Below are 25,987 nucleotides of genomic sequence, written 5' to 3' on the forward strand. Positions count from 1 at the left end.
AAGTTTGATGATCATTTACGTAACGCCTAGTTAAGAGACGTTTGTAGAAATTCATATTAAAAATAAGTAATTTATATAGTATTGTAATGAGTGAAATTACGTTAACCGTAGAGAATAACAGATAGTGTCATCAAAACTTTTAAAATTAGCCTTTATTGCACCAGCTTCTGTTGTACATACAGTTAAATGGGTAAATGGGCTTATTAATTATGGTTTTGAAGTACATTTAATTACTCAGCATAAATTACAAGAACCTATAAGCGAAAGCGTTATTGTTCATCAGCTTCCTTTTAAGGGGGGTAAAGGTTATGTACTTAATGCCTTGCACCTTAATCGTTTGATCAAAAGTATTTCCCCCGACATTATCAATGTTCATTACGCTAGTGGTTATGGAACTTTGGCAAATTTAGCTCAAATTCCTAGCTATGTATTATCTATTTGGGGAAGCGATGTATACGAATTTCCTTACAAGAGTTGGTTTCATAAATGGCTAATTAAAGCTAACTTAAAAAGTGCGGCTAAATTAGCTTCAACTAGTCATGCAATGGCAGAGCAAGTACGTAAAATTTTTCCTGATGCTAGCGATATCGCCATTACTCCATTTGGTGTTAATTTAGAGCAATTTTCTCCTATCCATAAAGTATTTACACAAGAGCATATTACCATTGGCGTAGTAAAACGCATGGAAGAAAAATATGGCTTAGACGTACTAATAAATGCCTTCAACTTAACAAGACAAACGCTTATCGAACAACAAAGTGATTACGCTGAAAAGCTACGTTTACTTATTGTCGGTGACGGTGCGTTGACTAACCAGTTAAAAGAGCAAGTTGTTAGGTTAAACCTTTCAGAAGTTTGCCAAATTACCGGTGCAGTTCCCCATGCTCAAGTTAATCATTATATTAACCAAATAGACTTATTTGTTGTTAGCAGCAGAATTGAAAGTTTTGGTGTGTCGGTTGTTGAGGCAGCAGCTTGTGAACGAGCTTGTATAGTTTCAAATATAGGCGGTTTACCTGAAGTAGTTGTTGATAAAAAAACCGGATTTATCGTAGAAAGTGAATCACCCAAAGCATTCTCTAAAGCACTGTTAAACATGATTGAACAGCAAGAATTAGCCAGAACTATGGGCGCTAATGCTCGCCAATTTGCCTTATCAAATTACTCAGAGCATTTAACGATGGATATTATGGTTAATATGTTAAACGCTAATTTAGAATTACATTAGCAAACATTTAAAAATGGATAATACACCTTTAGTTAGTGTTTATATTTCAACACACAACCGTTCACAGTTATTGCTGCGGGCGCTTAATTCCGTATTTAATCAAAGTTATAAAAACATTGAAATAATTGTGGGTGATGATGGCTCAACAGACAATACCTTTAACGAAATAAAGCCCTACATTGACAGTAATCGCATTCGTTATGTTAAAAACAAAACGCCAAAAGGCGCTTGTTCGGTTCGTAATTTAGCTATAAATATAGCCGAAGGAGAATATATAACGGGATTAGACGATGATGATGAGTTTTTACCTACACGTATAGAAGAGTTGGTAACACATTTTACTGGCTCGGGTTACTCTTGTGTAACAGCTTCTATTTGTGAAAGAACACCAGCAGGCGATATTAGCCGTAACTTCGATGCTGGCGAAGTGAGCTTAGATAATTTATTACATTACGATGTGCTTGGAAATCAAGTTTTAACACGTACAAGCTATTTAAAAGCAATAGGTGGCTTTGATGAAACAATGCCAGCATTTCAAGATTATGATACATGGGTAAGGCTTGTCGATAAGTTTGGTAATGGTTTTAAGCTAAAAAACTGTAGCTATATTTTATACTCTAACCATGGCGGTGAGCGTATTAGTGAAAATAATACAAAACGAATTGCCGGATATAAAATTTTTATGGATAAGCATCATAATAAAATGAATAAACGCCATTTAGACTCGATGAAGCTTTTAGAGTTAAGACTTACTAACAGTCCGTACAGTTTATTAAGCTTTATAAAGCTTACGCACAGGGGCAATGTGTTTTCATCGTTAGCCTATTTTATCAATACAAATTTATTTTGGCTAAAGAATATTTTTTACCGAGTAAGAACAAAATAACACAGCGAATTAGGTATTTATGTTAGTTTCTATCATTACACCGTCGTATAACTCGTCTTCGCATATTCGAGCTACTTACGAGAGTATCATCGCCCAAACATATTTAAACTGGGAATGGTTAATCACAGACGACTGCTCAACAGATGAGTCTTGGCAATTAATACAAGAATTTGCACAACAAGATAATCGCATTAAACCTCTACAAAACGCGGTTAATAGCGGTGCTGCTGTATCGCGTAATAACTCAATAATAAGGTCTGAAGGCGAGTTTATAGCGTTTCTTGACAGCGATGATATTTGGCTCCCCCAAAAACTTGAATTACATATAGCTTTTATGCAAAAAAATTATGCTGATCTGTCTTTTACTTCATACTACTTAATAGATGAGCTAGGTAATACTTTAAATACGGTTGTTGATTCAAAACTTAAAGGTGCGTTTTCCTATAACGACATGCTCTTAAAGAAAGCTACAATGGGGTGTTGCACTGTCATTGTTAGAAAGAATGCCTTTACTGATATTACAATGCCTTTAATTCGTGCAGGTCAAGACTATGCATTATGGTTAAAACTATTAAAAACAGGAAAAAATGCCGTTATATATAATAAGCCGTTAAGTCAGTATCGTATTGTTTCTAATTCACTTTCTAGAAATAAATATAAAAAAGCGTTAAAAATATGGCAGGTGTATCGAGAAATTGAGCAACTTAACTTGCTTAAGGCAAGTTATGTTTTTTGTCACTATGCGCTAAGGGCGCTATTAAAAATAAATGAATGTGATACTAAAAGTTAATATTAACTTACTCATCATGTTCTTGATAAAAATACGTATTTTCACTATGAAATTGTATAATGATTTCAGTAATACCTATTTCATTAATTAAGTGTTTTCGCTAGTAGAAATTATCACATAGTTAGTGAGGTTGGTATAATATTTAAAACTACAAATTAGGTAAGCTAAATGTTAACCACAACTTCTGATGAAATTTCTTTAGCTCAAGTTTGGGCTGAATTGTTCCGCCGTAAGATATTAATAATTGTATCAGGCTTTGTTTGTGCTGCTGTGGCGGTCGCTATTGCGTTAAGTTTACCTAATATGTACACCGCAAAGGTGTTAACTGTGCCTAAAACTGATGATCAAGGGGCGTTAGGTGGGCTTGCAAGTAGTTTAGGTGGCATTGCCGGCATGGCCGGTATAAAACTAGGTAAGTCTAGAGGGCCAGATAAAACGCTAATTGCTATAGAGATATTAAAATCTCAACGCTTTATAAATCAATTTGTTGAAAAACATAATTTAGTGGTTCCATTAATGGCTGCCAAGGCTAGTACACCTAATACTTTTGAATTAATTTACGACGAAGACATTTATAATACGGTAACTAAAAAGTGGGTGCGAGAAGTTAAACCACCGAAAACAGTAGAGCCAACACCACGAGAAATTTACGATAGATTTTTAGAGGTTTTTGAAGTGAACTTTGATCCTAAAGATGGCTTTGTCGATTTATCTATCGAGTTTTATTCACCTGATATTGCTGTAGAGTGGGTTGGTTTAATTCTTGAAGATATTAATGAAGAAATGAGGCAAGACGACATTTCTGAAGCACAAGCGAGCATTAATTATTTAAACGAAACACTGTCAAAAGTTAATAATACCAGTATTCAGGCGTCTTTTTATCAATTGATTGAAGATCAAACGAATATACTTATGTTGGCTAACTCACGTAAAGAATATATTTTTAAAACTATTTCACCTGCTATTGTCCCAGAAAAAAAATCTAAGCCAAATCGTATTTTAATTGTTTTAGCTGGCGGAATTATTGGTGGTTTTTTATCAGTATGCTGGATTTTAATACGTTTTTTTAATCGTACACTTTAATATTTTATGAGAATCTCAAAAAACTCACTTACCATTTTATGGTGTGGCTTTTTATTGTTTTCAAGCTTATTTGCATTTAGGCTTCCTGGTATTGGCAACTCTTCTTATTGGAGTTTGGCGTTAATTTTAGGGTCTTTGTTATTAGTTAATAATTCGTTTTCGAATGTTAAGTTATTAGTAAAGCAAAAAGTTTTTTACTCCCCAATTATTATTTTACTACTTGCTGCGTTATCAGCATTTTTGATCCCTATTTTTCATCAAACTTACGATATTAGTATGGTGAAAACTTGGGTAAATAACCTCTTTGCTTATATCGGTATGTCTGTGCTTGCGTGTATTGTTGTTAGTGCAGACGCCCGTTATAAAAATATTTTTAAAATCGTGTTTGTTGTATTAATTACACAAGCTGTATTTGTTTGGCTAATGATGGCTATTGCTCCTTTACGTGATTTAATTCAAGGGTTAACTAAAGATGCAGCAACAATGGCTAGAATGGAGGAGTATGGCGGAGCTAGAGGGGTTGGTTTTACTAGCTTTGCTGCCTTTAGTTTTAGTACCATAATGGGGGCGCTTGGTCTTTACATGAACTTTTATTTTGCCCAATATCGGCAGGATAAATCGTTAATACTTAAGGTCATTATTTTCTTTGTTACAATCATTGCGGGCATATCGGCAGGTAGGGCAAGTATTGCAGGCTTTGTATTTGGTTTGGGTTTTTACTATTTTACTTTAGGCTTTCGCCATTATTTTACAGGCGCAATGAGAGTGGGTTTTTACTGCTTAGTGCTGATCACCCCATTAATTATTTATATTATGTCGGTGCCAGCGTTAACTGAAGTGGTAACTAGTTATTATAAATACGCCTTTCAATTTTTACATAAGTACTTTTATGCTGGTTATGTTGGGCGTTCGTCATTAGATACCCTAGATAAGATGTACTTTCCACTAACAGAACTACAAATTCTTTGGGGTGATGGTAAGTATACAGGCTCAGACGGATCTTATTATTTGCATACCGACCCTGGTTTTATGCGCTTTACATTAATTTTTGGTATTTTTCCCAGTTTAGTTATTTATTTTGGTTTTTTATGGGTGATGTTTAATTACTATGTGATTAACCGCCCTTATGTGAAAAATATTGGTGTGTTAATACTGGCAATAATCGGTTTATCGTTCGTGTATCATTATAAGGGCGAGCTTATTATGTTTAATGTGTCGTATATGAAACTGATTTATTTTATTTTTGTTAGTTGTACCTTGCTTTCGTTAAAGCAAAAAAGCAGTTAAGCTAAATTAACTGCTACCGAGAGACCACTATATGAATTATTTTATTAGGTATTTTTAATTAATTGATAAATCACTATAAAGATCCTAACGAGTACTGTTAACGAAAAATATAAGTTTACTTTACAGTTGTATTATTAGGATTTTCTCTATAGTTATTATAGCCTTTGAAGTAACCTTTAAAAAGGGCGCGAATATACGAGAGCTTCTTTTCTTTAAGAAGATAACGAACACTCCACCTTAGCATTAGTAATATGCCAAACACATGGTAACGAGAGGCGGTCGCGCCTCGTATTTCAAATATTTTATCTGTCGCTAAAACCCTACCTTCAAAAATACAAGTATGGCGTATAAGAACTTTATCAATAAACTTAAACCTTGCGCCTTGTTCCCAAGCATCAATAAGAAAATTGTTTTCCTCATTACATTGATATTTAGTTCCTAAACCAATGCTCTCATTGAACTTTATTCTTTTTGATTTGATGAAATTTAAATTGGCAATAATTTCTATAGAGCTAATTTTTAATAAGTGTAATTTATTTGGTTTATTTATAGGTTCATATTTTTTGAAGGTTTTATCGTGCCATTCAATACAGCCAATCTTTACGCGATAAAAATCGGCATTGCCTTTATCAATTATTGCTAATGCAGCGGTAATATCTTGATTGGTTATTTGTACGTCGTCATCTAAAAACCAAATATAGTCGCTGTTGGCATTGGTTATTGCAGCATTACGACTTTTACTTAAACCAATGTTATCTAAAATTATAATGTTTTCGGTCGCGGCGCTTACTATGTTAAGGGTGTCTGTTAAGGGCTTTTGCACTAAAATAATAATGTGTAAGCGTGCATGAGATTCTATTGAAGTTAGGCTTTCAAGTAGCGACGGCAAACGCTCTCCAATACAGGCAAATGCAAGGGTAAGAGTTTTACTGGTCATGTAATTGCATTCTCATTTAAAAGCCTAAAAGTTACTGTTATTTCGATTTACTTAGGTCCGTAAGTTTTTTTTGCTGGCTGCCAGCAATGCAAACAAACTGCGCTTAAATAAATTTAGCTTATTTATTTTTGGGTTGAATAAGTTTATCCAGTTTAATTTAAAACAAGCGAGCAGTAATTGTATATAGTTTGCTGAGTTAATTGAATAGCAATATGTGGTTTGAAGTAATTTAATTGTGTTTTTCTTGCCTTCCAACAACGGTTGTTGTGTTAATACCTTCGCCGCAGACAGTATTTGTTTTTCTATGTTTTGTCCTGAAATACTAGAGGGCAGTAGTCGGTAATGTAGCAATACTTCTTTTAAGTTTTCAATTTTATGTTCTTTAGCAATACGGCACCAAAGCTCAAAGTCTTCTATCGTTTTATATTCGTCTAAATATTTTAATTTACTACCTAGCAGTTTGTAATTTATCATTACTGAAGGGTGAGCAATAGGGTTACCGAAAAACAAGCTTGCTTTAAGATCTTCGTATGAGGTTAGTGTTCGGCGCTTCTGGCCAACTTCACCCGCTTCACTCATAAAACGATAGCCTGTACCCAAAACCGCAACATCTGGGTGTTGCGTTAGATAGTTAAATTGTTTTTCTAAGCGCAAAGGCAGTGCTATATCGTCGGCGTCCATTCTAGCAATATACTCGGCTTTAGCGAGGCTAATTGCTTCATTTAATGTTGCGATCAGCCCTTTATTTTCTCGCGTGATTAGCATAATACGACGATCTTCTTTGGCAAGCTGCTGTAATAAAAGTAATGAATTGTCTGTTGAACCATCGTTAATAATAATAAATTCAAAATCGTGAAAGCTTTGATTTAGTATGCTTTTTACCGCTTCTTCAATATATTTTTCGGCATTATAAACAGGTAAAATAACGGATATTTTGGGCATTATACGTTCCATAAATTTTGAATTGCTTTTGTCAGTCTAGTATTGCTTTCAAACACAGATAGCTTTTCGGTTTGTGACCAAATTGCATGTTTTATATCGTTACCCACACATTTATTTTGTAAGTGTTGAGTTTCTATAATATCAATGAGTTGGTTAAAGTTTGAAATTGCAGCATGATTGGTAAAGTCGTCGTAGTTAAAATAAAATCCTTCGCTTGATGTTGCTATGTATTCAGTTAAATCATAAGCATAAAAAATAATAGGGGTATTTATTAGCGATACATCAAAGGCAATTGACGAGTAGTCTGTAATTAAAACGTCTACTGTTGTTAAAAATGGATAAACGTCGATATTCGCCGGAAATAGCTTAATATGGCTGCAGTTGTTAATTACGTCATCGCTGTACAAATGCATTTTAAAAATAAGTAAAATGTTTTTACGGCGCAATACTTGGTTTAACTTTTCTAAATCTGGAAAAGCTTGTTCAATAATATCTGGGTTTCCAACACGCCATGTAGGCATATAAATCCAAACTTTGTCGTAACCTTCTACCCACGACTTTGCTTTTAAAGCATCGTTGGTTATTAGTTTGTTTAAATTTGAAGCATCTACTAACGGTGCGAGCCTTGGGTTAATCCCATATTGATAATTTTTTATAAGCTGGTTAAAAGCGCCGTCGTGTATTGTTTTTAGGGCGGGTGATGGGAGTTGAAATAGATCAATAGGCTTCCATTTAGGCATAGATCTGATTTTAGTTAATATTTTTTCATAAAGTGTGTGCGGGTGATATACCCGGCGCGAGTTGCCAACAGTAGTGTCGAACTCAATTTTCTTCAATGGAATACCATGATAAAGGTTAACTAGTTTAGCGCCTGCAGAGCAAAAAAAGTTAATGTCGTTAGCGTCAAACGCGTACACAAAAACACCTGCTTTTAATGAAGTAATAACGCCTTTCAAGCTCCATCTATAATAGGCTTTATAACCACATTCATTAAGGTAGGTTACTGTGTTTTGGTCTTCACTTATCCATACAGGGGTTATCGCTTTTTCTTCTTCAGCAATATGTAAGAAGTAATACTTGGGGTTATCAACAAACTGGCCTTGTCTACTGCCAAACACCCATAGATTTTTGTCTCGGATAAATACTTTACCAACAGGATAAATAAGCCACTTTAACAATAGTAAAAATGCAGATTTCATTTTGATAACTCTTTGCTTTTACTACTTGCTGTGCCAAGTAGGTTTGCATTACGTAAATAATAGAGTCGGAATGCTAAAATTAAAAATTCAGTCATTACTAAAGATGAGGCAAGTAACAGGCTAGATAAGGTATTACTTAGAAATAAAATGCTTATCACAAGAATATGTAATGTAGCACCCAATAAAACACTTCTATTCACATAATGCGCCTGGCCAGCAGCGCCTAATACGGGGTAACCAATAAGCATTGAAATAAGACTAAATGCGAATGCAAATATTAAAATATTGAAAAGCTGCGCTGACTGTAAATATACCTCTGAACCGAATAGGCTCACAAAGAACCAATCAGAGATAATAAATGAAATGAAAATACTAACTATGCCAAATAACGTGGCGTATTTAACAATTTTAGTCGCGAGTCCCCAATTATGGGTTTTAACCATATAAGGGTACAGAGCATCAGTTAATGGCGACACCATTGAGCGACCGGCGTTATATATTCGTTCAGCTAATGAAAATAATCCAGCTTCTACCTCTCCAAGCGAAGCACCCACAATAATTACGTTAAACTTTGAAAATAACAGCATGGTTAACCGAGAATAAAAATACCCCCAACCCTGTACAATAAGCTGTTTAAGGTAAATAACTGAAGGCAAAGAAACTATTATTGGAAACCTAAATATTAAATAAATAGAGCATATTAGTGCTAGCCCCTGGGAAAATATCATTATTTTGGGTACTAGACTAGCATCTGAGCTGGTACTAATTAATGTAAAAATAAGTAGGGTATACAATGAACGTTCAATGATATTAATGATGGTTATATTAACCATCTTTTCAACACCTAAAAAGAACCAAAGCGGGATCAAGCATTGTAACAGTGCAGGCACTAACATTAAGCCCCAAATAGTAAAGTAATTATTGGTTGTGGCGACAGTGTTTAAAATAAGTAAAGTTATTAGACCAATAACGATAAAAAATAATAATTTAATTAAGGTTATTGCGGCGAGGAGTTTGCCTAAGTAGCCGTATTTTTTTTGATTCTCCGCTACTAATTTAGGGGCTAATATTGAAAAACCGTAATCACAAATAGCAATAACAACCTGCTGAATCGCAAACCCAATAGCAATAACCCCAAATAACTCAACACCTAGAGTTGAGGTTAAATGGGGCAAGGTAACTAACGGGAGAAGTATGTTAACGACCTTAATAATCGCCAACCAAGATATATTCGCTTTTAAGCCGTTTGCATTCATATTGCTTTAACGATTTCTATAATTTCGGTAGTAGAAATTGAAGGTGTTCGTTCTAAGTAAACCACTTTACAAATGTCATTAAACTCATCAAATTTTCCAAGCCAGTCGTCACCCATCACTAAAATATCCGCTTTATGTTGCTTTATGTACTCTCGTTTAAGTTCAAGTGACTCTTCAAAGAAAACTTCAGTTACAAATTTTAAGCTGTTAATAATATAGGCGCGTTGAGATTGCTCATAAATTGGATAGCGCTGCTTTTTGGAGTAGTTAAGTGCATCGGTTGATACGCCGACTATAAGTTCTGTTCCTAGTGCTGCAGCGCGTTCAAGTATTTTTACATGCCCGACATGAAAAACATCAAACGTTCCAAAAGTGATTACTCGCACGCATATTTCCTTATTTGTTAGGGTGAAATTTAAAGTTGATAATTAGTAAATATGCTTTAATTGCTATATTACTAACAGCGAACTAATAAACAGGTAATTTTAATATAGGAAGAAACGAAATTATACTGTTTTCATAGTAAATAGCATACTTAACCGCGGTATTGATTGCCCAACAGGCAAAATTATGTAAATAATACTAGAAAGTGAACGTAAATTAGAAATGAATAAGTGAATGATTAAAACCAGTCGTATTATATTAGGTGTTGTTGCGGTATTTAGTTTACAGGCGTGTAATCAAGAACATAAAGAGCTTTCATGCATTGATGCTGTGCCAGCGGTTGAACAAGGCAATGTGTTTTTCTCCGGGCTTGCACAACCTTTTTCTGCTTTTAATTATTCCAATAACCCTGTAGGAATAAGTTGTCATAATTGCTATGTTGAAAATAGTAGCGATGAAACGCTCGCAGTTATCGACACTGCCATTAAAAGTGGTGCAGACATTATTGAGCTTGACGTGGTTATTTCAAATGCTGAACAACCCATAATTAGTCACGACATAACAACCTCAGGCACTCTTTTTGCTGAGGTTGTTGCTAACCCAATACTGAAACAGGCTGATCAAATCTTATATATTGAACTCAAAGATGACATAACCAGTGAAGCAAGTGTGCGACATTTACTTACTTTGCTAAAGCAGCAACAAAGTAGTACAGGAGAGTATAGTTACTTTAATAGCACTCGTTTTACGGTGATTCGCCATGCTGATGGTTACGAGACTTTGTCGAATGTGAGAGATGTACTTGCTGAAGCTGAATTTTTAGCTATTCAGCCCTTTGTTAAATTGAGTCGTATTTATTTCCCGAATAAGTCTGTTGATGTTGAACAGCTCTATCAGTGCGGTTATCACATGGTTGAGTTTGACTATCGTATAGGGGCTAAAGATATTAATAGCTACCTTGCCCAAACTACTACTTTGGGTTTAGCCAGTAATGTATTTACCTTAGATAATAATAACTTTGAACTAGTGTTAGCCGATATTGATAACGTTTATGACAGTATTACCGTAGAAGCTAAGTTAAAAGCCAGCAGCATAGCCAATAAAACCACCAGTTTATTTACCAAAGTAAAGGCATTTATTACTAATAATTAAGCGGCCAAAGCACGGATGCTGTCTGATATTCAATCAGCAAGCCGGTTATTTAAATAACTCAAATTGGCATTTATTTACTTCATGTTGACGATGTGTTTTCTACAAAAAGCTAATTTAATGGGAGTGAATATTGTTAACTTAATAAATAAAGTAGCTACTAGTGCAATTGTTAACATTAGCCATTCTTGTCTTGCTAAATATAAAAAGGGTGGCACTAACATTAATAATTTTAATAAATTTAATATGAGCTTTTCAGGCACGGTTAGCTTTTGCTCTGCTCTTATAAGAATTTCATGTCTTTCTCTTGGAAGGTGATTGGCTAATTCAGGTAATTGGTTGGAAGACAAATATATTTTCATTAATAATCTCATGGCCTTTTTATACTATGGGTAATTCTACCGTAATTAGACATATTGAACAGTATACACTGGAACTATTTCATTCTAGCCCATTTTATTTTCATCAGTTAACGTCACAAACCAGTACCTAAATCGCGCTTTTTTTGTTAGAATCGCGGCAATTTTAGAATCGTAGGTATTTATAGATGAATGTTATTGAAGCTAACTTCGACGCTAAGGGCAAAAAGTTTGCCATTGTTGTTTCTCGTTTTAACAGTTTTGTTGTTGATCGTTTACTTGAAGGCGCAGTAGATACCCTTATTCGTCATGGCAATGTTGCAGATGATGACATTACTGTAATTAAAGTGCCAGGCGCATATGAGTTGCCACTTGTTGCAAAAAAAGCGGCTAATAGTGGTAAATTCGATGCAATTATTGCTATTGGTGCGGTAATTCGTGGTGGTACTCCGCATTTTGATTTTGTTGCTGGTGAGTGTAATAAAGGGCTAGCGCAAGTGTGTTTAGACTCAGAGATTCCTGTGTCATTTGGCGTTATTACTACCGATAGTATTGAACAAGCCATTGATCGTGCTGGCCTTAAAGTAGGTAATAAAGGTGGTGAAGCTGCCCTTAGTGCATTAGAAATGGTTAATGTGCTAGCACAATTATAATAGCAAATTTATTTGGAGCAGCTTGTGAAACCAACCCCAAGAAGAAAAGCTCGTGAATTAGCCGTTCAAGCGGTTTATTCATGGCAAATGAGTAATAACTCTGTTACCGATGTTGAAGTACATTTTTTGACTGAAAATGCTAAGCGCCGTTTTGATATTGAGTACTTTCAGCAACTATTTCGTGGTGTTACTTCACGTGTTAGCGAAATGGACGCTGAAATTTCACCGTTTGTAGATCGCCCAATTGCTGAAATCGACCATATTGAGAAAGCCATTTTACGTGTAGGTGTTTTTGAATTAAAAGACTGCCTTGATGTGCCTTACCGTGTAGTGATCAATGAAGCGATTGAATTAGCTAAATTATTTGCGGCTGATGACAGTCATAAATTTGTTAATGGTGTGTTGGATAAAACGGTAAAACGTATTCGTCCAGAAGAATAAGCGCAATTGGTTATTTAATATTCTGCTTTAAACTGCTTTTTCAGCGTTAGAGTAATCAAGTGTTTTTATAGTAGATGGATAAATAAGGCGTAACCTTTGAGTACGCCTTTTGCATTTTAAGGATGAAGCTATTATTGCTATTTATTGATAAGTGGTAGTGGTTAACAATAGAAAAATTATGAAAGAATTTGAATTAATAAAGAACTACTTTACTGAACAAGCGGTGAAACGCAAAGATGTTTTATTGGGTGTAGGTGATGACTGCGCTGTTGTAATTCCTTCAGAAAAACAAAATATTGCTGTTGCTACTGATACGTTAGTAGCAGGTGTACATTTTCCTGTAAATACTTCTCCTCGTGCTATTGGCCACAAAGCAATCGCAGTTAATTTGTCTGATTTGGCAGCGATTGGCGCAGAGCCAAGTTGGGTGTCAGTCGCCATTACTTTGCCTCAAATTGATGAGCATTGGGTTGATGAATTTTGTACCGGCTTATTTGATCTTTGTGAATATTATAATGTTCAGGTTATTGGCGGTGATACAACCCAAGGACCGTTAAGTATTACGGTAACGGCTCAAGGTTTAATCCCTGTAGGTCAAGAGTTACTAAGAACTGGTGCTAGATCAGGTGATTGGGTTTATGTAACTGGTGAGTTAGGTGATGCTGCTTTAGCCTTGGCTCATATTTTGGGTAAAAAAGAACTAGATAAAACGATATTTGATAAAGTGAGGCAGCGCTTAGACTTTCCAACACCACGTGTTTTAGCTGGCCAGGCACTAAGAAGTTATGCGTCTTCAGCGATTGATATATCTGACGGATTAATGGCTGATCTTACTCACATGTGCCGCTCTTCAAAAGTGGGTGCTAACCTTGTGCTTGAAAACTTGCCTTTATCTGAGTCTCTTGTGGCTGCGCTAGGTCAAGAAAAAGCGATTGAAATGGCATTAGCAGGTGGTGACGATTACGAGCTACTTTTTGCTGTTTCAGAAGATAAAAAAGTGGGTTTAGAAATTGCGTTAGCTGATACGGGAGTTAAGTTTACTTGTATTGGTCAACTTAACCCGAGTGAAAAAATCACGACAACGTTAAATAGTAAGCCTGCCGCCATTAAGGTTAAAGGTTTCGAGCATTTTTCAAAAAATGACTAAGCCGCAAAAAAACGCACAATTAAAAGCGAAAGAGCAGAGCAAAGCGATCTTTACTTTATCTGATCCTGTTCAGTTTTTAGCCTTAGGCTTTGGTAGTGGTTTAGCTCCCAAAGCACCAGGTACATTTGGTACCTTAGCGGCTATTCCTTTATTTTATTTGATGTCTGATTTGTCTGTAATTACTTATGCCGCGATAGTGTTATTTCTGGCAGTAATAGGTATTTATATTTGTGGCAAAGGCGCAAAACACATGGGGGTGCATGATCACCCCGCGATTGTTTGGGATGAAATAGTCGGTTATTTAATTACTATGTTTATGATCCCGTGGTCATGGCACTCTGTGTTAGTTGGGTTTATTTTATTTCGCATATTCGATATTTTTAAACCTTGGCCCATTTCTTATTTAGATAAGCATTGTCATGGTGGTTTTGGCATTATGATTGACGATATTGCTGCTGGTATTGCATCACTTGTGTGTATGCATTTAATCTATTTTGCATAAGTTTATAAAGAGTTTTGAATGAAAATTACTGTTGTTGGTGTTGGCTATGTTGGGATTTCAAATGCACTTTTGTTAGCGCAACATAACGATGTTATTGCATTAGATATTGTTGCAGAGCGCGTAGATAAAATTAATCAACGTATTTCCCCGCTACATGATACTGAAATAGAGAATTACTTAGCTGATCCGACTATTCACCTTAAAGCTACGTTAGATAAAGAGTTAGCTTATAAGGACGCAGAATTTATTGTTATTGCAACACCGACTGACTATGACCCTAAAACAGATTTCTTTGATACTTCGTCTGTTGAGGCTGTTATTGAAGATGTTTTATCAATTAATTCGAATGCGGTAATGATAATTAAATCAACTGTACCAGTTGGCTTTACTCGCAGTATGAAAGATAAATATCAAACAGAGCGCATTATTTTCTCGCCTGAATTTCTACGTGAAGGCCAAGCACTTTACGATAATTTATACCCTTCTCGTATTATCGTTGGTGGTAATTGCGAAAAAGCAAAACAGTTTGCAGCCTTGTTACAGCAGGGGGCGATAAAGAAAAATATTTCAGTTTTGTTCGCACGTTCGACCGAAGCGGAGGCAACTAAATTATTTGCGAATACTTACTTAGCGATGCGTGTTGCCTATTTTAATGAGTTAGACAGTTATGCAGAATCTCATGGATTAGACAGTCGACAAATTATTGAAGGTGTAGGGTTAGACCCTCGTATTGGTACGCATTACAATAATCCGTCGTTTGGTTATGGTGGTTATTGTTTACCTAAAGATACCAAGCAGCTGCTTGCTAACTATCGCGATGTTCCTAACAGTATGATCACCGCGATTGTAGAAGCTAACAATACTCGGAAAGACTTTATTGCAGACTCTATTATTAAAAAACAACCGAAAGTGGTGGGTATTTATCGTTTGATAATGAAAGCGGGATCCGACAACTTTCGAGCTTCGTCTATTCAAGGGGTGATGAGACGGCTTCAAGCGAAAGGGGTTGAAGTGATAATTTATGAGCCTGAGCTAGCTGTTGACAGTTATAAAGAGGCAAGGGTAGTTAACTGCCTAGTAGAATTTAAAGATATTGCCGATGTGATAGTGTCAAATCGTATGTCTGATGTGCTCAACGATGTAGCCGATAAGGTGTATACGCGAGATTTATTTGGTAGCGATTAAATAATACCAATCTCACTAACTATGTGATCATTTCTACTGGCTAAAACAGTCAACTACTGCGTTATTTATTTTATAATTATCGCTACAAGGATGTAGCTTATGTGAGCAATGCAGGAGCATAATTGCCCTGAACAACTAGTTATGAAAATAAACGCCTTGTATTTGACTGTTTTCACTGCGTATAAAATAGATCACTTAATTAATGAAACTGGTATAACCTGAATTCGGGCTAAGCTAAGTACACCAAAGTAACGATTTTTATGCGTATCTGCATTAAACGTACATCCATTATCCCGAGTTCCAGATCCCATCAATGCTTGGTATAAGAACCCAGCGCTTAAAATCTTATGATCATCTCTGCAGCGGTGCAGTGGCAATCATCTTCACAAATAGGACAACAATAACCCTGTTGACTTAGTTCGTTCCAACGATCAGGGTGATCTTTAATTAATTCTCCACCGCATTTACTAAAATAATTAACCGCACTATTTTCAGGGCTTTCTCGCCATAAGTGACTAATACCTGCCAAGGCACCTTGCTGTTTAGCAGCATTGATTGAGAGTTTTAGCAGCTGTGAACCAATTCCATACCCACGAAAATTTTCATCAACGGTATTGCACTTAAAGTAGCATACTTTATCTGTGGGTATTTCCCATAGATCTGGAGTACACCATTGATCGATTAACCATGTGTCACATGCAAATGTTAAACGAAACCCCACGAGTACTTCGTTATGATAGGCAACAAAGCTTGCATTAATGTTGTTAAGGAGGCCTCTATTAAACCATTTAGTTATGCTTTGTGGATCAATATACCCTTCGCCATGAACATCAGTAGCAAGCGTAATTACCGCATAAAAGTCGTCAGGAGACATTACTCGGTAATTAATGTTGTGTTCATGATTTTCGGTGGTAACAAGCATAGTGATAGTAATCATCTTATATCTAAATTTAATCAGAGTGATAGCTTATCAATCTTTACTAAGATAATGTAGCACCATGTAAATATTTGTTTAGTTATTATTTTGGTATTTTATGTACGATCCGCTCCATGATAAATCTCCAGGTTGTTTTCAACCTTACCCAAATAGTTATTGGGCTGAAACATCAGGCACTGCACCCTCAGACGATGGACCTATTACTCAAGATATAACGGTTGATGTTGCTATTATTGGTGCCGGCTACACAGGGCTTTCATGTGCACTGCATCTTGCAAGAGAGCATGGTATTAAAGCGCATGTACTTGAAGCTAATCAAACCGCTTGGGGTTGTAGTGGTCGAAATGCAGGCTTTATTTTAAAATCGTCTGGACGTAAATCTTTTACCACCATGCAAAAGCAATGGGGTGAAGAGGTAATGCGCGGTATTTACAATGAAATGGCTTCAGGTGTTTCGACGGTTAATTCGCTAATTGCTGAAGGGATAGATTGTGATCCTCAAGCTTTAGGTTATATAAAGGTTGCGCATAAAGCTAATAAGTTTAATGACTTAGTTACTTTAGCTAAGCTTCAACAAAAAATGTTTAACTATGATGTTCAAATATTATCGCGAGAACAATTACATCAAGAGTACATGGCGGATAAAAATGCTTTTGGTGCTATCCGTTATCAAGATGGTTTTGGCTTAAACCCTTTAAAGCTCGCTTGGGGATATCAAACCTTTGCTAGAAATGCCGGCGTACAAATACATACAGGTTCCCCCGTTGAACACTGGTTAACACAAAGTGGCTCAAACAAAACTAGACCCTCAGCTCAGCATAGATTAGTTACCCCTAATGGTATTGTTACTGCCGATAAAGTTGTTATTGCAACAAATGGTTATACTCCCAAGGGATTTCACCCATTAATTACTAATAAAACTCTCCCTGTATTATCACAAATTATTGTGACCGAACCATTGTCTGATGAGCAAATTGCCGCGAGCAATTTTTTAACTAATAATGTGGTAATGGATACACGAGAGTTAAAGTACTACTACCGTAAGTTACCTGATAATAGGATATTATTTGGTGGACGAGGCGCAATTACCGGAAAATCGGCTGAAGATCCTTATTATGCAAACCGTTTGTTGTCAGTATTAAAAACTAGTTTCCCCGCTTTACAGGCAGTTAATATCGCGTATGCGTGGTCAGGTTGGATTTGCATGGCATTGGATGACTTACCTCATATATATCAAAATCAACAAAACAATGTGTTTTATTCGATGGGGTATTGCGGAAGTGGTGTATCTTTCTCTGTGCAAGCAGGTAAAAGGTTAGCAGAAAAAGTAGCAGGTAAAACAGTGCCTGATTTACCGCTTTATAATAAAGCCTTACCTACCTTTCCATTTGCGCCTTTAAGGCGTGTGGGGCAGTGGGGATTTTTTCATTATGGTAAAATTAAAGACCAGTGGTTTTAACCTGTATTAGGGCTGTTGATCTTTGCAGTGCATTTTTACAGCGATTTGTTTGGTATAACTACACTTTATTTGCTGCGGCATAATTTCATGGCGAAAAACTTAAAGGCCAAGTTAATTGATTAACTTGGCCTTTTAATTTTTATGTATTAATTGGAAACTTAAGGTAAAGGTACTGCTTTATTAACCACTATGTTTGCTGCGGTGTTTGGTGTTTCAATTGAAATGAGTAACTGCCCTGTTTGAGGGGCATTGCCGGCTTCATTTTCAATAGCAAATAACATCGCTTGATAACCACTGGCATTGGTGTTGCCAACAGTATAGCTCGTTGTGCCTTTTAATGTGCCACCCTCAAGTGATACTGAAATTGTTGTGCCTAATGGTAATGTTTGTAAGGCGCTATCAGCAAATCGAAACTTTAACGTTAATGTGGTACCGTCTGCTACTTGCGGTAAATTACTGTTAACACCTGCAGAGCTTTGATAGGTGGTTGCTTCATCTGCACTTGATAAAATATAACTAGGGTTGTGCGCACTCGACATAATTAATACTAAAGCCTTACGTAGCGTTGATTTTTTAGCGCTAGCATTACACAAGCTTCCACTGCATTGTGGACCATTAAATTTACCGTCTGGTGCGTTAAAGCTACCATCGCCATTATCATCAATAAAAATAACTTCATTGGCGTCTTTGATTTGATTTTCATTATCATCTCGCCATGCTTCTGACATATCAACAAAGCCAGAGGCCAACGGCGATTGACGACCAAAGCCTGAGGAAACTGCATCATTGGTTATGGCAGCGCCATCATTTTCATCAAAAGTGTTATTGCCATTAGTGTCAAAAAAGGTTTCGTGGCCTGAGGCCGTCGCTAAAATTGTGCTTCGATGATCATCAAATAATGCACCCGTTGAGGTCCACTCTACTGAGCAACTTCCGCCTAATGTTTGACAAGTAGCCTCTATACTGCCGCCTTCGGTGGTAAAGTTAATATCTGTTCCGTCTGCAACTGGGTTATTAAAACTATCAGCTAACCATGCGGTAATCACTGACTTTTCACCAATCGTACTTGCTTCAGGGTTGAGGATACTGGCTGCAATAGTAAAGCTACTTTGCTCTGGTAAACCGGTATTTATTGATAATTCGCTCGATTGTGTTTGAATGGTGGTATTGCTATTTGTCATTGTTGCGGTAGCTGTAACTCTTACAACCGTTGGTGTAGTACCAGCAACTACTTGTGTAGTAATGAGACCTTGGCTATTGGTTAAGCCTTCAGTGCGACTTAAACTTATGCCACCAACACTAGTGTCTAAACTAAACTTCACATTTTGTTGAGGTATGACATTCCCTATTTCACTTTTTACAAGAAAAGTTAATGTTGACGTTTCTTGGCCACCGCTACCTTTTAATACAATAGTGTTAGGGCTTGAAGAGACAAACTCTATTGAGCCTAATTGTTCGCCTTGAATACTTATCACTTGCGAAGCAATATTGGTGTTGTTGTTAATAGAAGCAACAATTACATCGTCGGTACCACTTACACCGGCACAATTTATATCTTCAAATGTAGCGCTTGCTTTCCCCCTGATGGTTATAACGGTTTCATCAATTGTTGCATTGCTGTTACTGACACAATTTGATGTAAAGGTAACAGGGGTTGGAGAGTTAATACGTTGATTATTGCTATCAACTAGATCTACATGAACACCTAATGTGCCGCCGGCGCTAATGGTGTTATTAGCAATTGACGTTGCTACTTCTCCTTCAGTAAAGTCACCATTATCATCAAGATAACCAATACGAATATTACCTTCAGTTGTAGTATCGGCAGCAATTATTGCGTAATTCATTCGAGCGCTAACGTCACTGTTTTCTTGTAGGGCGGCTATGACTACTCCTGCACCTATTATACCATCACTTAATAAGCTTACTGATGCCAAACCATTATCATTTGTAAGTGCAGAGGTTGCCTCTAACTGGCCAATGTCAGCGGTAAAAGTCACTAACTCACCTGCAATAGGTTGGTTGTTATTATCAGTGAGTGTAACGCTAATTGTTGCTGTGTTATCGGTGTTAAATTGGTTATTGGCACTTCCATCTACTGTCATTTTTATCGACAAGTTGGGTGTGCCTGCCGTGGGGTTATTGTCAATAAATTCATAGTCGATAGTGTCGTTAAGTGCCTCTATGCTGGCAGATGCAGTACCTGCACTTAAGATAGACTCAGGGTTGGTTATAGTGATTGCTGCAATACCTTCACTATTGGTTAAGGCTGAAGATGTGGAAAGTAGGCCTAAGTCAGCACTAAAGTTAACCCGCCGATTACTAATAGGTAAATTCTTATCATCAAGCACTTTTGCCTGAAGGGTTATCGTGCTTTGTTGATCAAAGCTATTTTGAACTTGATTGTTTGCATTGAGAATGGATAGTTGCAAGTAAGCGACAACGGCTTTATCACCGTCTACAGTTGTGTTTTCGCCTGAACTACCATTACAACCTGTAATTAGTGCAATGCAAGTAAAAACGAAGATAAAACAAAGCTTTTTCATCTATTTTCTCTTAAAAATTTATTTCAATAATGTCTTAAATCATAAAAGGCTAATAGCTAAAAGTCTATGAATATCATAGAAAACTTGATAATAGGAAAAGCGCGCCTTAAATAATACGATTAACTGCTTTACCTACTTTGTAATTGGCAATATTGCTAGCGACTAAGTCGAGTAAGCGCTGCTGTGATTCAAAGCTCGCCCAAGCAATATGAGCTGTAATAGATAAATTGGGTATATTTGGTTGTAATAAAGGGTGATTTGGCCGCGGAGGCTCTTGATCTAATACATCTAAAGCAGCATAGGCTATTTGTTTGTTTTTTAGCGCATTAACTAAAGCCATATTATTGATAATAGCGCCTCTAGCCGTGTTTACTAACATAGCTGTCGGCTTCATCAGCGCAAGTGATTCACTGTTGATTAAGTTGATAGTGTCTTCATTTTCAGGACAGTGTAATGAAACAATATCTGCTTGTTTTAGTGCACAGGTAAAGCTTACTCTGTTGTCACGAATTTTTGCTGCTTTAGGTCGCTCGGCAACAATGACTTTCATACCAAAAGCTTGTGCGACTTTGGCAACACTTTTTCCTAATGCACCATAACCAATAATGGCAAGTGTTTTACCTGCAATTTCAGTACTGCCAATGCCGTGATAGCAAAATGAATGATGTTGCTGCCACTTTCCTTGTGCAACATTGTTATGATGCTGAGAAATGTTACTAAAGTGGGCCAATATTTGAGAAAAAACATACTGGGTAACAGAGGGGGTAGAGTAACCACTAACATTTGCAACCGCTATGCCTTGGGCTTTGGCAGCAAGTAAGTCAACATTATTAGTGCCTGTGGCAGCAATACAAATAAGTGATAGTTTTGGCAGCTGGCAAAGTATTTCTTTGGTCAGTACCACTTTATTAGTAATTACTACCTCGGCATTTTGGCAATGGGCTAGCACCTGCTCTGTGTTGGTAAGTGGGTAGCCGGTAAATTGATCAACTTGTGCTTCAATGACAGTAAAGGACACTTGCTCACTGAAGGTGTGTTGATCTAAAAAAACTGCGTGCACGGCAAACTCTCCTTACGTGTTATGTTAGCCTGGGCGGCCATCAACTCTAGGTGTAAGCATCATGGGGCCATAAAAGAACACAAATATCATGAATGCAGCAATCCAAGTGTAGCCAGCAATATTAATCATTAGCGTGTAGTGCTCGGGCCATAACCATGGTGCAAATGTACGAACAAGCGCTGAAATAATAAGCCCAATAAAAGCAACTGACATTAATTTAGGTGGTACTAATGCTCGCCCTGTGTGCCCTAACGATACGCGAGCAATCATAGCAAGCACAGTTGTTGCCATTGCCCCAATAGTGAGTAAGTGCCACGCATGATTTAGCGCTAAACCGCCAACTATATAACTTGCACCTAGTACGATTAAACCAATACCTAATAGTAAAATGCCACTATGCAATGACCACAATAAGGCAACGTTAAAGGTAATCCATGGGCGCCATTTAAACTGACGTGACAATTGTGCTATACCTGCAAATATAGCAATCACACCAAATACTGTTGTATTTACTGAGAAAAAAGGAGTGAGTATGAGTAGTAAACCTAAGACGGCAATTGAACCGTTGGCTAGTTTGTCTAACACAGGGCTAGGGCTCGCTTTTGCTGTTTTAGTACCATTTGCGGTAAACATTGGTGTTACTCGACCAGCCATAACCGAAATTAAGAAGGTGATCATCATTACACCAGCATAGCCTGAAGACTTGAGTGTCACTAACTCAGGAGAGTATACCACTATATGCATTTGTATGTTTATAAGTGAAAATAGGATGAGCAAGGGAACAAAAAATAAATTGCGATACTGTTTTATTGCCCAAATAGGTTTAGCTAAAATAAAAGCAACTAGTGGTAAAAAGCTTATATCGATAATAGATGATATAGTTTGTCCTAATAACTCTGGCACGAACATAACCAAACGCCCAAATGCCCAAATAACAACTAACAATAACAGTGTTTTCCCTTTGACACCGGGCATGCCAGTCCAGTTTTGCACAGCGGTTAAAAGAAAGCCGGCAATAATGGCAATAAAAAAACCAAATAGCATTTCATGAATATGCCACCAAAATGAACCACCAAAAGGCGAAAAGGTAACACTACCGTCTAAAAATAGTATCCACACCAGTATTGAAAATACGGCAAATATGCTGCCGAATAAAAAGAAAGGACGGAAACCTAAGCGTAACAACGGGGGCGTTTTTTGTTCTTGTTTAAGATCGGTAATTTGCATCATGGCTACTAGACTCAAAAGATTTGTGCTTATGATAAGACTTATTATAATAAATTGGTACGATTTAGATCAAAGATCATTGTCTGTTATTAGCTAACCTTAACTTAGTTTCATAGGTTAGATATTAAGAAAAAGTATCACCTTTATGTAGGTTGGGCTTTGTCGCCATGGATGGCGGTAGTAGGTTAATGTAGGAGCAATTACCGATAAGCCCACCAGCTGTAATTGAAGGCCTAAAGGCCGACCTACAGGGTGTTGGTATGTTTTGTAATGTTTGTGGGTTGGTCGTATATTTGTCATATTTTTTTGTAGGTTGGGCTTCAGCCCATCAGCTGTTATTGACGGCCTAAAGGCCGACCTACAGGGTGTTGGTATGTTTTGTAATGTTTGTGGGTTGGTCGTATATTTGTCATATTTTTTTGTAGGTTGGGCTTCAGCCCATCAGCTGTAATTGACGGCCTAAAGGCCGACCTACAGGGTGTTGGTATGTTTTGTAATGTTTGTGGGTTGGTCGTATATTTGTCATATTTTTTTGTAGGTTGGGCTTCAGCCCATCAGCTGTTATTGACGGCCTAAAGGCCGACCTACAGGGTGTTGGTATGTTTTGTAATGTTTGTAGGTTGGTCGTATATTTGTCATATTTTTTTGTAGGTTGGGCTTCAGCCCATCAGCTGTAATTGACGGCCTAAAGGCTGACCTACAGGGTGTTGGTATGTTTTGTAATGTTTATAGGTTGGTCTTATATTTGTTATTTTTTTTGTAGGCTGGGCTTCAGCCCATCAGCTGTAATTGACGGCCTAAAGGCCGACCTAAAGGGTGTTGGTATGTTTTGTAATGTTTATAGGTTGGTCTTGTATTTGATTGTTTTTCTTGCGTATAAAGTAGGTCGCTTAATTAATGAAACTGGTATAAGTTTGGGTTATGTTGGCTTTTCTAATTGAAATAAATCGTCAGTAATAACTTCTAAGCGTTGTGATAATAGTGCTTGGGTATCATATAAGCCTTGGTTATAAAAATGCCCACCTAATTCTTTGCAAATAAAGTCGAGTAAAAAGTCTGCGTCAAATTGTGCTAGTTCGAGGTCTAGCTCCCTAGAAAAGTAATGCTGTAGTTTAGTAATTAATTCTTCTTTTTTCTCTGGTGAAAAATCCATAGTAATAATAATGCTCCGTTTATATCTATGCTACTTTGATATGAATATGGCTTCTCATTTCTGTTAAAGTAGTCTGGGCATAGATGAATATGATAAATTATCGTTATTATTCACCTTTTTTCACTCAATGGCATCTAGCTTTGAAAAAAACATTAGAAAAATTGTGGCACACCGATTGTCAATTTTGCCGAAGAGCTAGACTATTAATCTTATGGTTAGTGCTAATGTTCATAGTTGATGCACTTTGGTTTCATCTGATTTTTTAGCAAAGGCAAATTTTATTAATTTTTTTGGGTAAAAAACCACTTTAATCTGTCATATCTATTAATGATAGAGATTTACTTTTTTGCAGGCTCTAGTTCGTCTATACTGGTTCTAAATTATTCACCTGATGAATTTTTAACATTCATAGAATCGATAGCGAAGTAAATACACCTTTATGACTACTGACATTAAACGCCCTCTTTATATTCCTTATGCTGGTCCAACACTTCTAGAAACACCTCTTTTAAATAAAGGCAGTGCCTTTACGGCAAGAGAGAGGCAAAGTTTTAATTTAATGGGCTTGCTACCTCCTCGTTATGAATCTATCGAGGAACAAGTTGAACGTGCTTATATGCAGTACAGTAGTTTTGAAACTAATTTAAATAAGCATATTTACTTACGTGCTATTCAAGACAATAACGAAACCCTATTTTTTAAATTAATTCAAGCACATATTACTGAAATGATGCCTATCATTTACACCCCAACGGTGGGAGATGCCTGCGAACAGTTCTCTGATATTTATCGTAGTTCTCGCGGCTTATTTATCTCTTATGCTGAACGCCATAACCTTGATGATATTTTACGAAACGCAACTAAAAATAAAGTTAAAATTATTGTTGTTACTGATGGTGAGCGCATTTTAGGGCTGGGTGATCAAGGTATAGGAGGTATGGGTATTCCTATTGGTAAGTTGTCACTTTATACCGCTTGTGGTGGTATTAGTCCTGCGTACAGTCTGCCAGTAATGCTTGATGTTGGTACTAATAACGAAAAACTATTAAACGATCCTATGTATATGGGTTGGCGTCATAAACGCATAGAGCAAGAACAATATGATGAATTTTTGGACATGTTTATTAATGCGGTTAAGCGTCGTTGGCCGCATGTAATGTTACAATTTGAAGATTTTGCTCAACCTAATGCCATGCCTTTGCTTGCGCGTTATCGTGATGAAATATGTTGTTTTAATGATGATATACAAGGCACAGCTTCTGTCAGTGTTGGTACTTTATTAGCGGCTTGTCGTAGTAAAGGTGCATTATTATCTCAACAAAAGGTGGTGTTTGTTGGTAGTGGGTCGGCAGGTTGCGGTATTGCTGAGCAAATTATTGCTCAAATGATCAAAGAAGGGGCTACGCCTGAACAAGCGCGTAGCCAAGTGTATATGATCGATCGTTTCGGACTATTAACTGAGGGCATGGTAGGCTTACGTGACTTCCAGCAAGCTCTGGTACAAAAAGCGAGTGCATTAGGCAACTGGGAAATATCAGGCGATTATGCAACACTTTTAGAAGTTGTAAGAGAAGCTAAACCAGATATTTTAATTGGTGTTTCTGGTGTAGCTGGTTTATTTACTGAGGAAGTCATTAAAACGATGAAAGCTCACTGCGAATTGCCGATAATTTTTCCATTGAGTAATCCGGTAAGACAAGTAGAAGCAACACCTGAGCAAGTGATACACTGGACCGATGGCGAAGTTATTGTGGCTACAGGTAGTCCGTTTGATTCAATTGAACATAAAGGCAAAATGTATAATGTAGTTCAGTGTAATAATAGTTATATCTTTCCGGGGATTGGTTTAGGTGTTGTATCCGCTAACATCAATCGAATTACCGATGAAATGTTAATGGTTGCCAGCGAAACTCTTGCTAAAGCTTCGCCACTAGCTAATACCGGAACAGGTGACTTATTACCCCCATTAACTGAAATTGCAAATTTAAGTAAGCAAATTGCTTTTGCAATTGCTAAAGTTGCCTTTGAACAAAATTTAGCATTAGAAATTAGTGATGAAATGCTACTAGAGAAAATAGAGCAAAATTTTTGGAGCCCAGCTTACAGAGAATATCGCCGAATTAGTATTTAAATATCTTCATCGATGCCGATGTTGCTGTTTATTGTTATCGCACCAA

General features: G+C 36.8%; 24 protein-coding genes. 13 read left to right on the forward strand and 11 right to left on the reverse strand.

Annotated features, from left to right (window positions below; genetic code table 11):
* Positions 1–124 precede the first annotated feature (124 nt).
* The 5 genes from QUD79_RS03625 (at position 125) to QUD79_RS03645 (ending at position 5,274) form a co-directional block, all read left to right on the forward strand.
* The gene (locus tag QUD79_RS03625) at positions 125–1,228 is read left to right on the forward strand and encodes a glycosyltransferase (protein WP_184423563.1); all 1,104 of its coding nucleotides are present in this window, start codon (positions 125–127) and stop codon (positions 1,226–1,228) included.
* A gap of 13 nt (positions 1,229–1,241) precedes the next feature.
* Positions 1,242–2,114: a glycosyltransferase gene (locus QUD79_RS03630; protein ID WP_184423562.1), complete on the forward strand. Its 873-nt coding sequence runs from the start codon at positions 1,242–1,244 to the stop codon at positions 2,112–2,114.
* A gap of 19 nt (positions 2,115–2,133) precedes the next feature.
* The gene (locus QUD79_RS03635; RefSeq protein ID WP_184423561.1) at positions 2,134–2,904 is read left to right on the forward strand and encodes a glycosyltransferase family 2 protein; all 771 of its coding nucleotides are present in this window, start codon (positions 2,134–2,136) and stop codon (positions 2,902–2,904) included.
* Positions 2,905–3,072: 168 nt separating this feature from the next.
* The gene (locus QUD79_RS03640) at positions 3,073–3,987 is read left to right on the forward strand and encodes a Wzz/FepE/Etk N-terminal domain-containing protein (RefSeq protein ID WP_184423560.1); all 915 of its coding nucleotides are present in this window, start codon (positions 3,073–3,075) and stop codon (positions 3,985–3,987) included.
* A gap of 6 nt (positions 3,988–3,993) precedes the next feature.
* Positions 3,994–5,274, forward strand: coding sequence for a hypothetical protein (locus tag QUD79_RS03645; protein WP_184423559.1), 1,281 nt, complete (start codon positions 3,994–3,996; stop codon positions 5,272–5,274).
* 115 nt (positions 5,275–5,389) lie between these two features.
* Here QUD79_RS03645 and QUD79_RS03650 read toward each other — a convergent pair whose 3' ends face one another.
* From QUD79_RS03650 to QUD79_RS03670, 5 genes are read right to left on the reverse strand one after another with little or no spacing between them, the layout of a single operon-like run.
* Positions 5,390–6,211, reverse strand: coding sequence for a glycosyltransferase family 2 protein (locus tag QUD79_RS03650; protein WP_184423558.1), 822 nt, complete (start codon positions 6,209–6,211; stop codon positions 5,390–5,392).
* Positions 6,212–6,262: 51 nt separating this feature from the next.
* Entirely contained in the window at positions 6,263–7,153 is an 891-nt protein-coding gene (locus tag QUD79_RS03655; protein WP_184423557.1) for a glycosyltransferase family 2 protein, read from the reverse strand.
* On the reverse strand, positions 7,153–8,352 hold the full coding sequence (locus QUD79_RS03660) for a CDP-glycerol glycerophosphotransferase family protein (protein WP_184423556.1): 1,200 nt from the start codon (positions 8,350–8,352) through the stop codon (positions 7,153–7,155). The genes QUD79_RS03655 and QUD79_RS03660 overlap by 1 nt, the downstream gene beginning before the upstream one ends.
* Positions 8,349–9,608: an oligosaccharide flippase family protein gene (locus QUD79_RS03665; RefSeq protein WP_184423555.1), complete on the reverse strand. Its 1,260-nt coding sequence runs from the start codon at positions 9,606–9,608 to the stop codon at positions 8,349–8,351. Before QUD79_RS03665 ends, QUD79_RS03660 begins: the two co-directional genes overlap by 4 nt.
* Positions 9,605–9,994 (reverse strand): FAD synthase family protein, encoded by a 390-nt coding sequence (locus QUD79_RS03670; protein ID WP_286289911.1) that lies wholly within the window; start codon positions 9,992–9,994, stop codon positions 9,605–9,607. Before QUD79_RS03670 ends, QUD79_RS03665 begins: the two co-directional genes overlap by 4 nt.
* 232 nt (positions 9,995–10,226) lie before the next feature.
* Here QUD79_RS03670 and QUD79_RS03675 point away from each other — a divergent pair, with 232 nt between their 5' ends.
* Complete coding sequence (locus tag QUD79_RS03675) at positions 10,227–11,144, forward strand: glycerophosphodiester phosphodiesterase family protein (protein WP_184423554.1); 918 nt, start codon at positions 10,227–10,229, stop codon at positions 11,142–11,144.
* 74 nt (positions 11,145–11,218) lie between these two features.
* On the opposite strand, the gene QUD79_RS03680 is transcribed toward QUD79_RS03675, so the two are convergent.
* Positions 11,219–11,503, reverse strand: coding sequence for a DUF6170 family protein (locus tag QUD79_RS03680; RefSeq protein WP_184423553.1), 285 nt, complete (start codon positions 11,501–11,503; stop codon positions 11,219–11,221).
* A 185-nt stretch (positions 11,504–11,688) separates the two neighbouring features.
* Here QUD79_RS03680 and ribH point away from each other — a divergent pair, with 185 nt between their 5' ends.
* The 5 genes from ribH to QUD79_RS03705 all read left to right on the forward strand — a co-directional run bounded on the left by ribH (position 11,689) and on the right by QUD79_RS03705 (position 15,428).
* Positions 11,689–12,153, forward strand: a complete 465-nt coding sequence (ribH, locus tag QUD79_RS03685) for a 6,7-dimethyl-8-ribityllumazine synthase (protein ID WP_184423552.1) — start codon at positions 11,689–11,691, stop codon at positions 12,151–12,153.
* Between the two features lie 24 nt (positions 12,154–12,177).
* Positions 12,178–12,594 carry a transcription antitermination factor NusB gene (nusB, locus tag QUD79_RS03690; RefSeq protein ID WP_184423551.1) on the forward strand — a complete coding sequence of 139 codons (417 nt, stop codon included), beginning with the start codon at positions 12,178–12,180 and terminating at the stop codon, positions 12,592–12,594.
* Between the two features lie 178 nt (positions 12,595–12,772).
* Positions 12,773–13,741 carry a thiamine-phosphate kinase gene (gene thiL, locus QUD79_RS03695; protein ID WP_184423550.1) on the forward strand — a complete coding sequence of 323 codons (969 nt, stop codon included), beginning with the start codon at positions 12,773–12,775 and terminating at the stop codon, positions 13,739–13,741.
* Positions 13,734–14,243, forward strand: coding sequence for a phosphatidylglycerophosphatase A family protein (locus tag QUD79_RS03700; protein WP_184423549.1), 510 nt, complete (start codon positions 13,734–13,736; stop codon positions 14,241–14,243). Before thiL ends, QUD79_RS03700 begins: the two co-directional genes overlap by 8 nt.
* An 18-nt stretch (positions 14,244–14,261) precedes the next feature.
* Positions 14,262–15,428, forward strand: coding sequence for a nucleotide sugar dehydrogenase (locus tag QUD79_RS03705; protein ID WP_184423548.1), 1,167 nt, complete (start codon positions 14,262–14,264; stop codon positions 15,426–15,428).
* A 337-nt stretch (positions 15,429–15,765) separates the two neighbouring features.
* Here the strand turns inward: QUD79_RS03705 and QUD79_RS03710 are convergent, their stop codons facing one another.
* Positions 15,766–16,365, reverse strand: a complete 600-nt coding sequence (locus QUD79_RS03710; RefSeq protein ID WP_246454907.1) for a GNAT family N-acetyltransferase — start codon at positions 16,363–16,365, stop codon at positions 15,766–15,768.
* 97 nt (positions 16,366–16,462) lie between these two features.
* On the opposite strand from QUD79_RS03710, the gene QUD79_RS03715 reads away from it, so the two are divergent.
* Positions 16,463–17,824 carry an NAD(P)/FAD-dependent oxidoreductase gene (locus QUD79_RS03715; RefSeq protein WP_184423547.1) on the forward strand — a complete coding sequence of 454 codons (1,362 nt, stop codon included), beginning with the start codon at positions 16,463–16,465 and terminating at the stop codon, positions 17,822–17,824.
* A gap of 158 nt (positions 17,825–17,982) precedes the next feature.
* Here QUD79_RS03715 and QUD79_RS03720 read toward each other — a convergent pair whose 3' ends face one another.
* The 4 genes from QUD79_RS03720 to QUD79_RS03735 form a co-directional block, all read right to left on the reverse strand.
* Positions 17,983–20,370, reverse strand: a complete 2,388-nt coding sequence (locus QUD79_RS03720; RefSeq protein WP_184423546.1) for an Ig-like domain-containing protein — start codon at positions 20,368–20,370, stop codon at positions 17,983–17,985.
* A 106-nt stretch (positions 20,371–20,476) separates the two neighbouring features.
* Positions 20,477–21,430, reverse strand: coding sequence for a D-2-hydroxyacid dehydrogenase (locus QUD79_RS03725; protein WP_184423545.1), 954 nt, complete (start codon positions 21,428–21,430; stop codon positions 20,477–20,479).
* A gap of 24 nt (positions 21,431–21,454) precedes the next feature.
* On the reverse strand, positions 21,455–22,675 hold the full coding sequence (locus QUD79_RS03730; RefSeq protein ID WP_246454906.1) for an NnrS family protein: 1,221 nt from the start codon (positions 22,673–22,675) through the stop codon (positions 21,455–21,457).
* A 901-nt stretch (positions 22,676–23,576) separates the two neighbouring features.
* Positions 23,577–23,810, reverse strand: coding sequence for a DUF2164 domain-containing protein (locus tag QUD79_RS03735; RefSeq protein ID WP_221435150.1), 234 nt, complete (start codon positions 23,808–23,810; stop codon positions 23,577–23,579).
* Between the two features lie 439 nt (positions 23,811–24,249).
* Between QUD79_RS03735 and QUD79_RS03740 the strand changes: the two genes are divergently transcribed.
* Positions 24,250–25,941 carry an NAD-dependent malic enzyme gene (locus QUD79_RS03740; RefSeq protein WP_184423544.1) on the forward strand — a complete coding sequence of 564 codons (1,692 nt, stop codon included), beginning with the start codon at positions 24,250–24,252 and terminating at the stop codon, positions 25,939–25,941.
* Positions 25,942–25,987 lie beyond the last annotated feature (46 nt).

Origin of the sequence: Thalassotalea piscium, assembly GCF_030295935.1 — a bacterium.
In the GTDB taxonomy this organism is placed as follows: domain Bacteria; phylum Pseudomonadota; class Gammaproteobacteria; order Enterobacterales; family Alteromonadaceae; genus Thalassotalea_B; species Thalassotalea_B piscium.

Bases quoted from the DNA above. Each gene is read 5' to 3' on its own strand.
- QUD79_RS03720 (WP_184423546.1), bottom strand. From the start codon at position 20,370: ATGAAAAAGCTTTGTTTTATCTTCGTTTTTACTTGCATTGCACTAATT.
- QUD79_RS03710 (WP_246454907.1), bottom strand. From the start codon at position 16,365: ATGATTACTATCACTATGCTTGTTACCACCGAAAATCATGAACACAAC.
- QUD79_RS03680 (WP_184423553.1), bottom strand. From the start codon at position 11,503: ATGAAAATATATTTGTCTTCCAACCAATTACCTGAATTAGCCAATCAC.
- QUD79_RS03650 (WP_184423558.1), bottom strand. From the start codon at position 6,211: ATGACCAGTAAAACTCTTACCCTTGCATTTGCCTGTATTGGAGAGCGT.
- thiL (WP_184423550.1), top strand. From the start codon at position 12,773: ATGAAAGAATTTGAATTAATAAAGAACTACTTTACTGAACAAGCGGTG.
- ribH (WP_184423552.1), top strand. From the start codon at position 11,689: ATGAATGTTATTGAAGCTAACTTCGACGCTAAGGGCAAAAAGTTTGCC.
- QUD79_RS03660 (WP_184423556.1), bottom strand. From the start codon at position 8,352: ATGAAATCTGCATTTTTACTATTGTTAAAGTGGCTTATTTATCCTGTT.
- QUD79_RS03675 (WP_184423554.1), top strand. From the start codon at position 10,227: ATGATTAAAACCAGTCGTATTATATTAGGTGTTGTTGCGGTATTTAGT.
- QUD79_RS03715 (WP_184423547.1), top strand. From the start codon at position 16,463: ATGTACGATCCGCTCCATGATAAATCTCCAGGTTGTTTTCAACCTTAC.
- QUD79_RS03635 (WP_184423561.1), top strand. From the start codon at position 2,134: ATGTTAGTTTCTATCATTACACCGTCGTATAACTCGTCTTCGCATATT.
- QUD79_RS03735 (WP_221435150.1), bottom strand. From the start codon at position 23,810: ATGGATTTTTCACCAGAGAAAAAAGAAGAATTAATTACTAAACTACAG.
- QUD79_RS03640 (WP_184423560.1), top strand. From the start codon at position 3,073: ATGTTAACCACAACTTCTGATGAAATTTCTTTAGCTCAAGTTTGGGCT.
- QUD79_RS03700 (WP_184423549.1), top strand. From the start codon at position 13,734: ATGACTAAGCCGCAAAAAAACGCACAATTAAAAGCGAAAGAGCAGAGC.
- QUD79_RS03740 (WP_184423544.1), top strand. From the start codon at position 24,250: ATGACTACTGACATTAAACGCCCTCTTTATATTCCTTATGCTGGTCCA.
- QUD79_RS03645 (WP_184423559.1), top strand. From the start codon at position 3,994: ATGAGAATCTCAAAAAACTCACTTACCATTTTATGGTGTGGCTTTTTA.
- QUD79_RS03655 (WP_184423557.1), bottom strand. From the start codon at position 7,153: ATGCCCAAAATATCCGTTATTTTACCTGTTTATAATGCCGAAAAATAT.
- QUD79_RS03665 (WP_184423555.1), bottom strand. From the start codon at position 9,608: ATGAATGCAAACGGCTTAAAAGCGAATATATCTTGGTTGGCGATTATT.
- QUD79_RS03630 (WP_184423562.1), top strand. From the start codon at position 1,242: ATGGATAATACACCTTTAGTTAGTGTTTATATTTCAACACACAACCGT.
- QUD79_RS03705 (WP_184423548.1), top strand. From the start codon at position 14,262: ATGAAAATTACTGTTGTTGGTGTTGGCTATGTTGGGATTTCAAATGCA.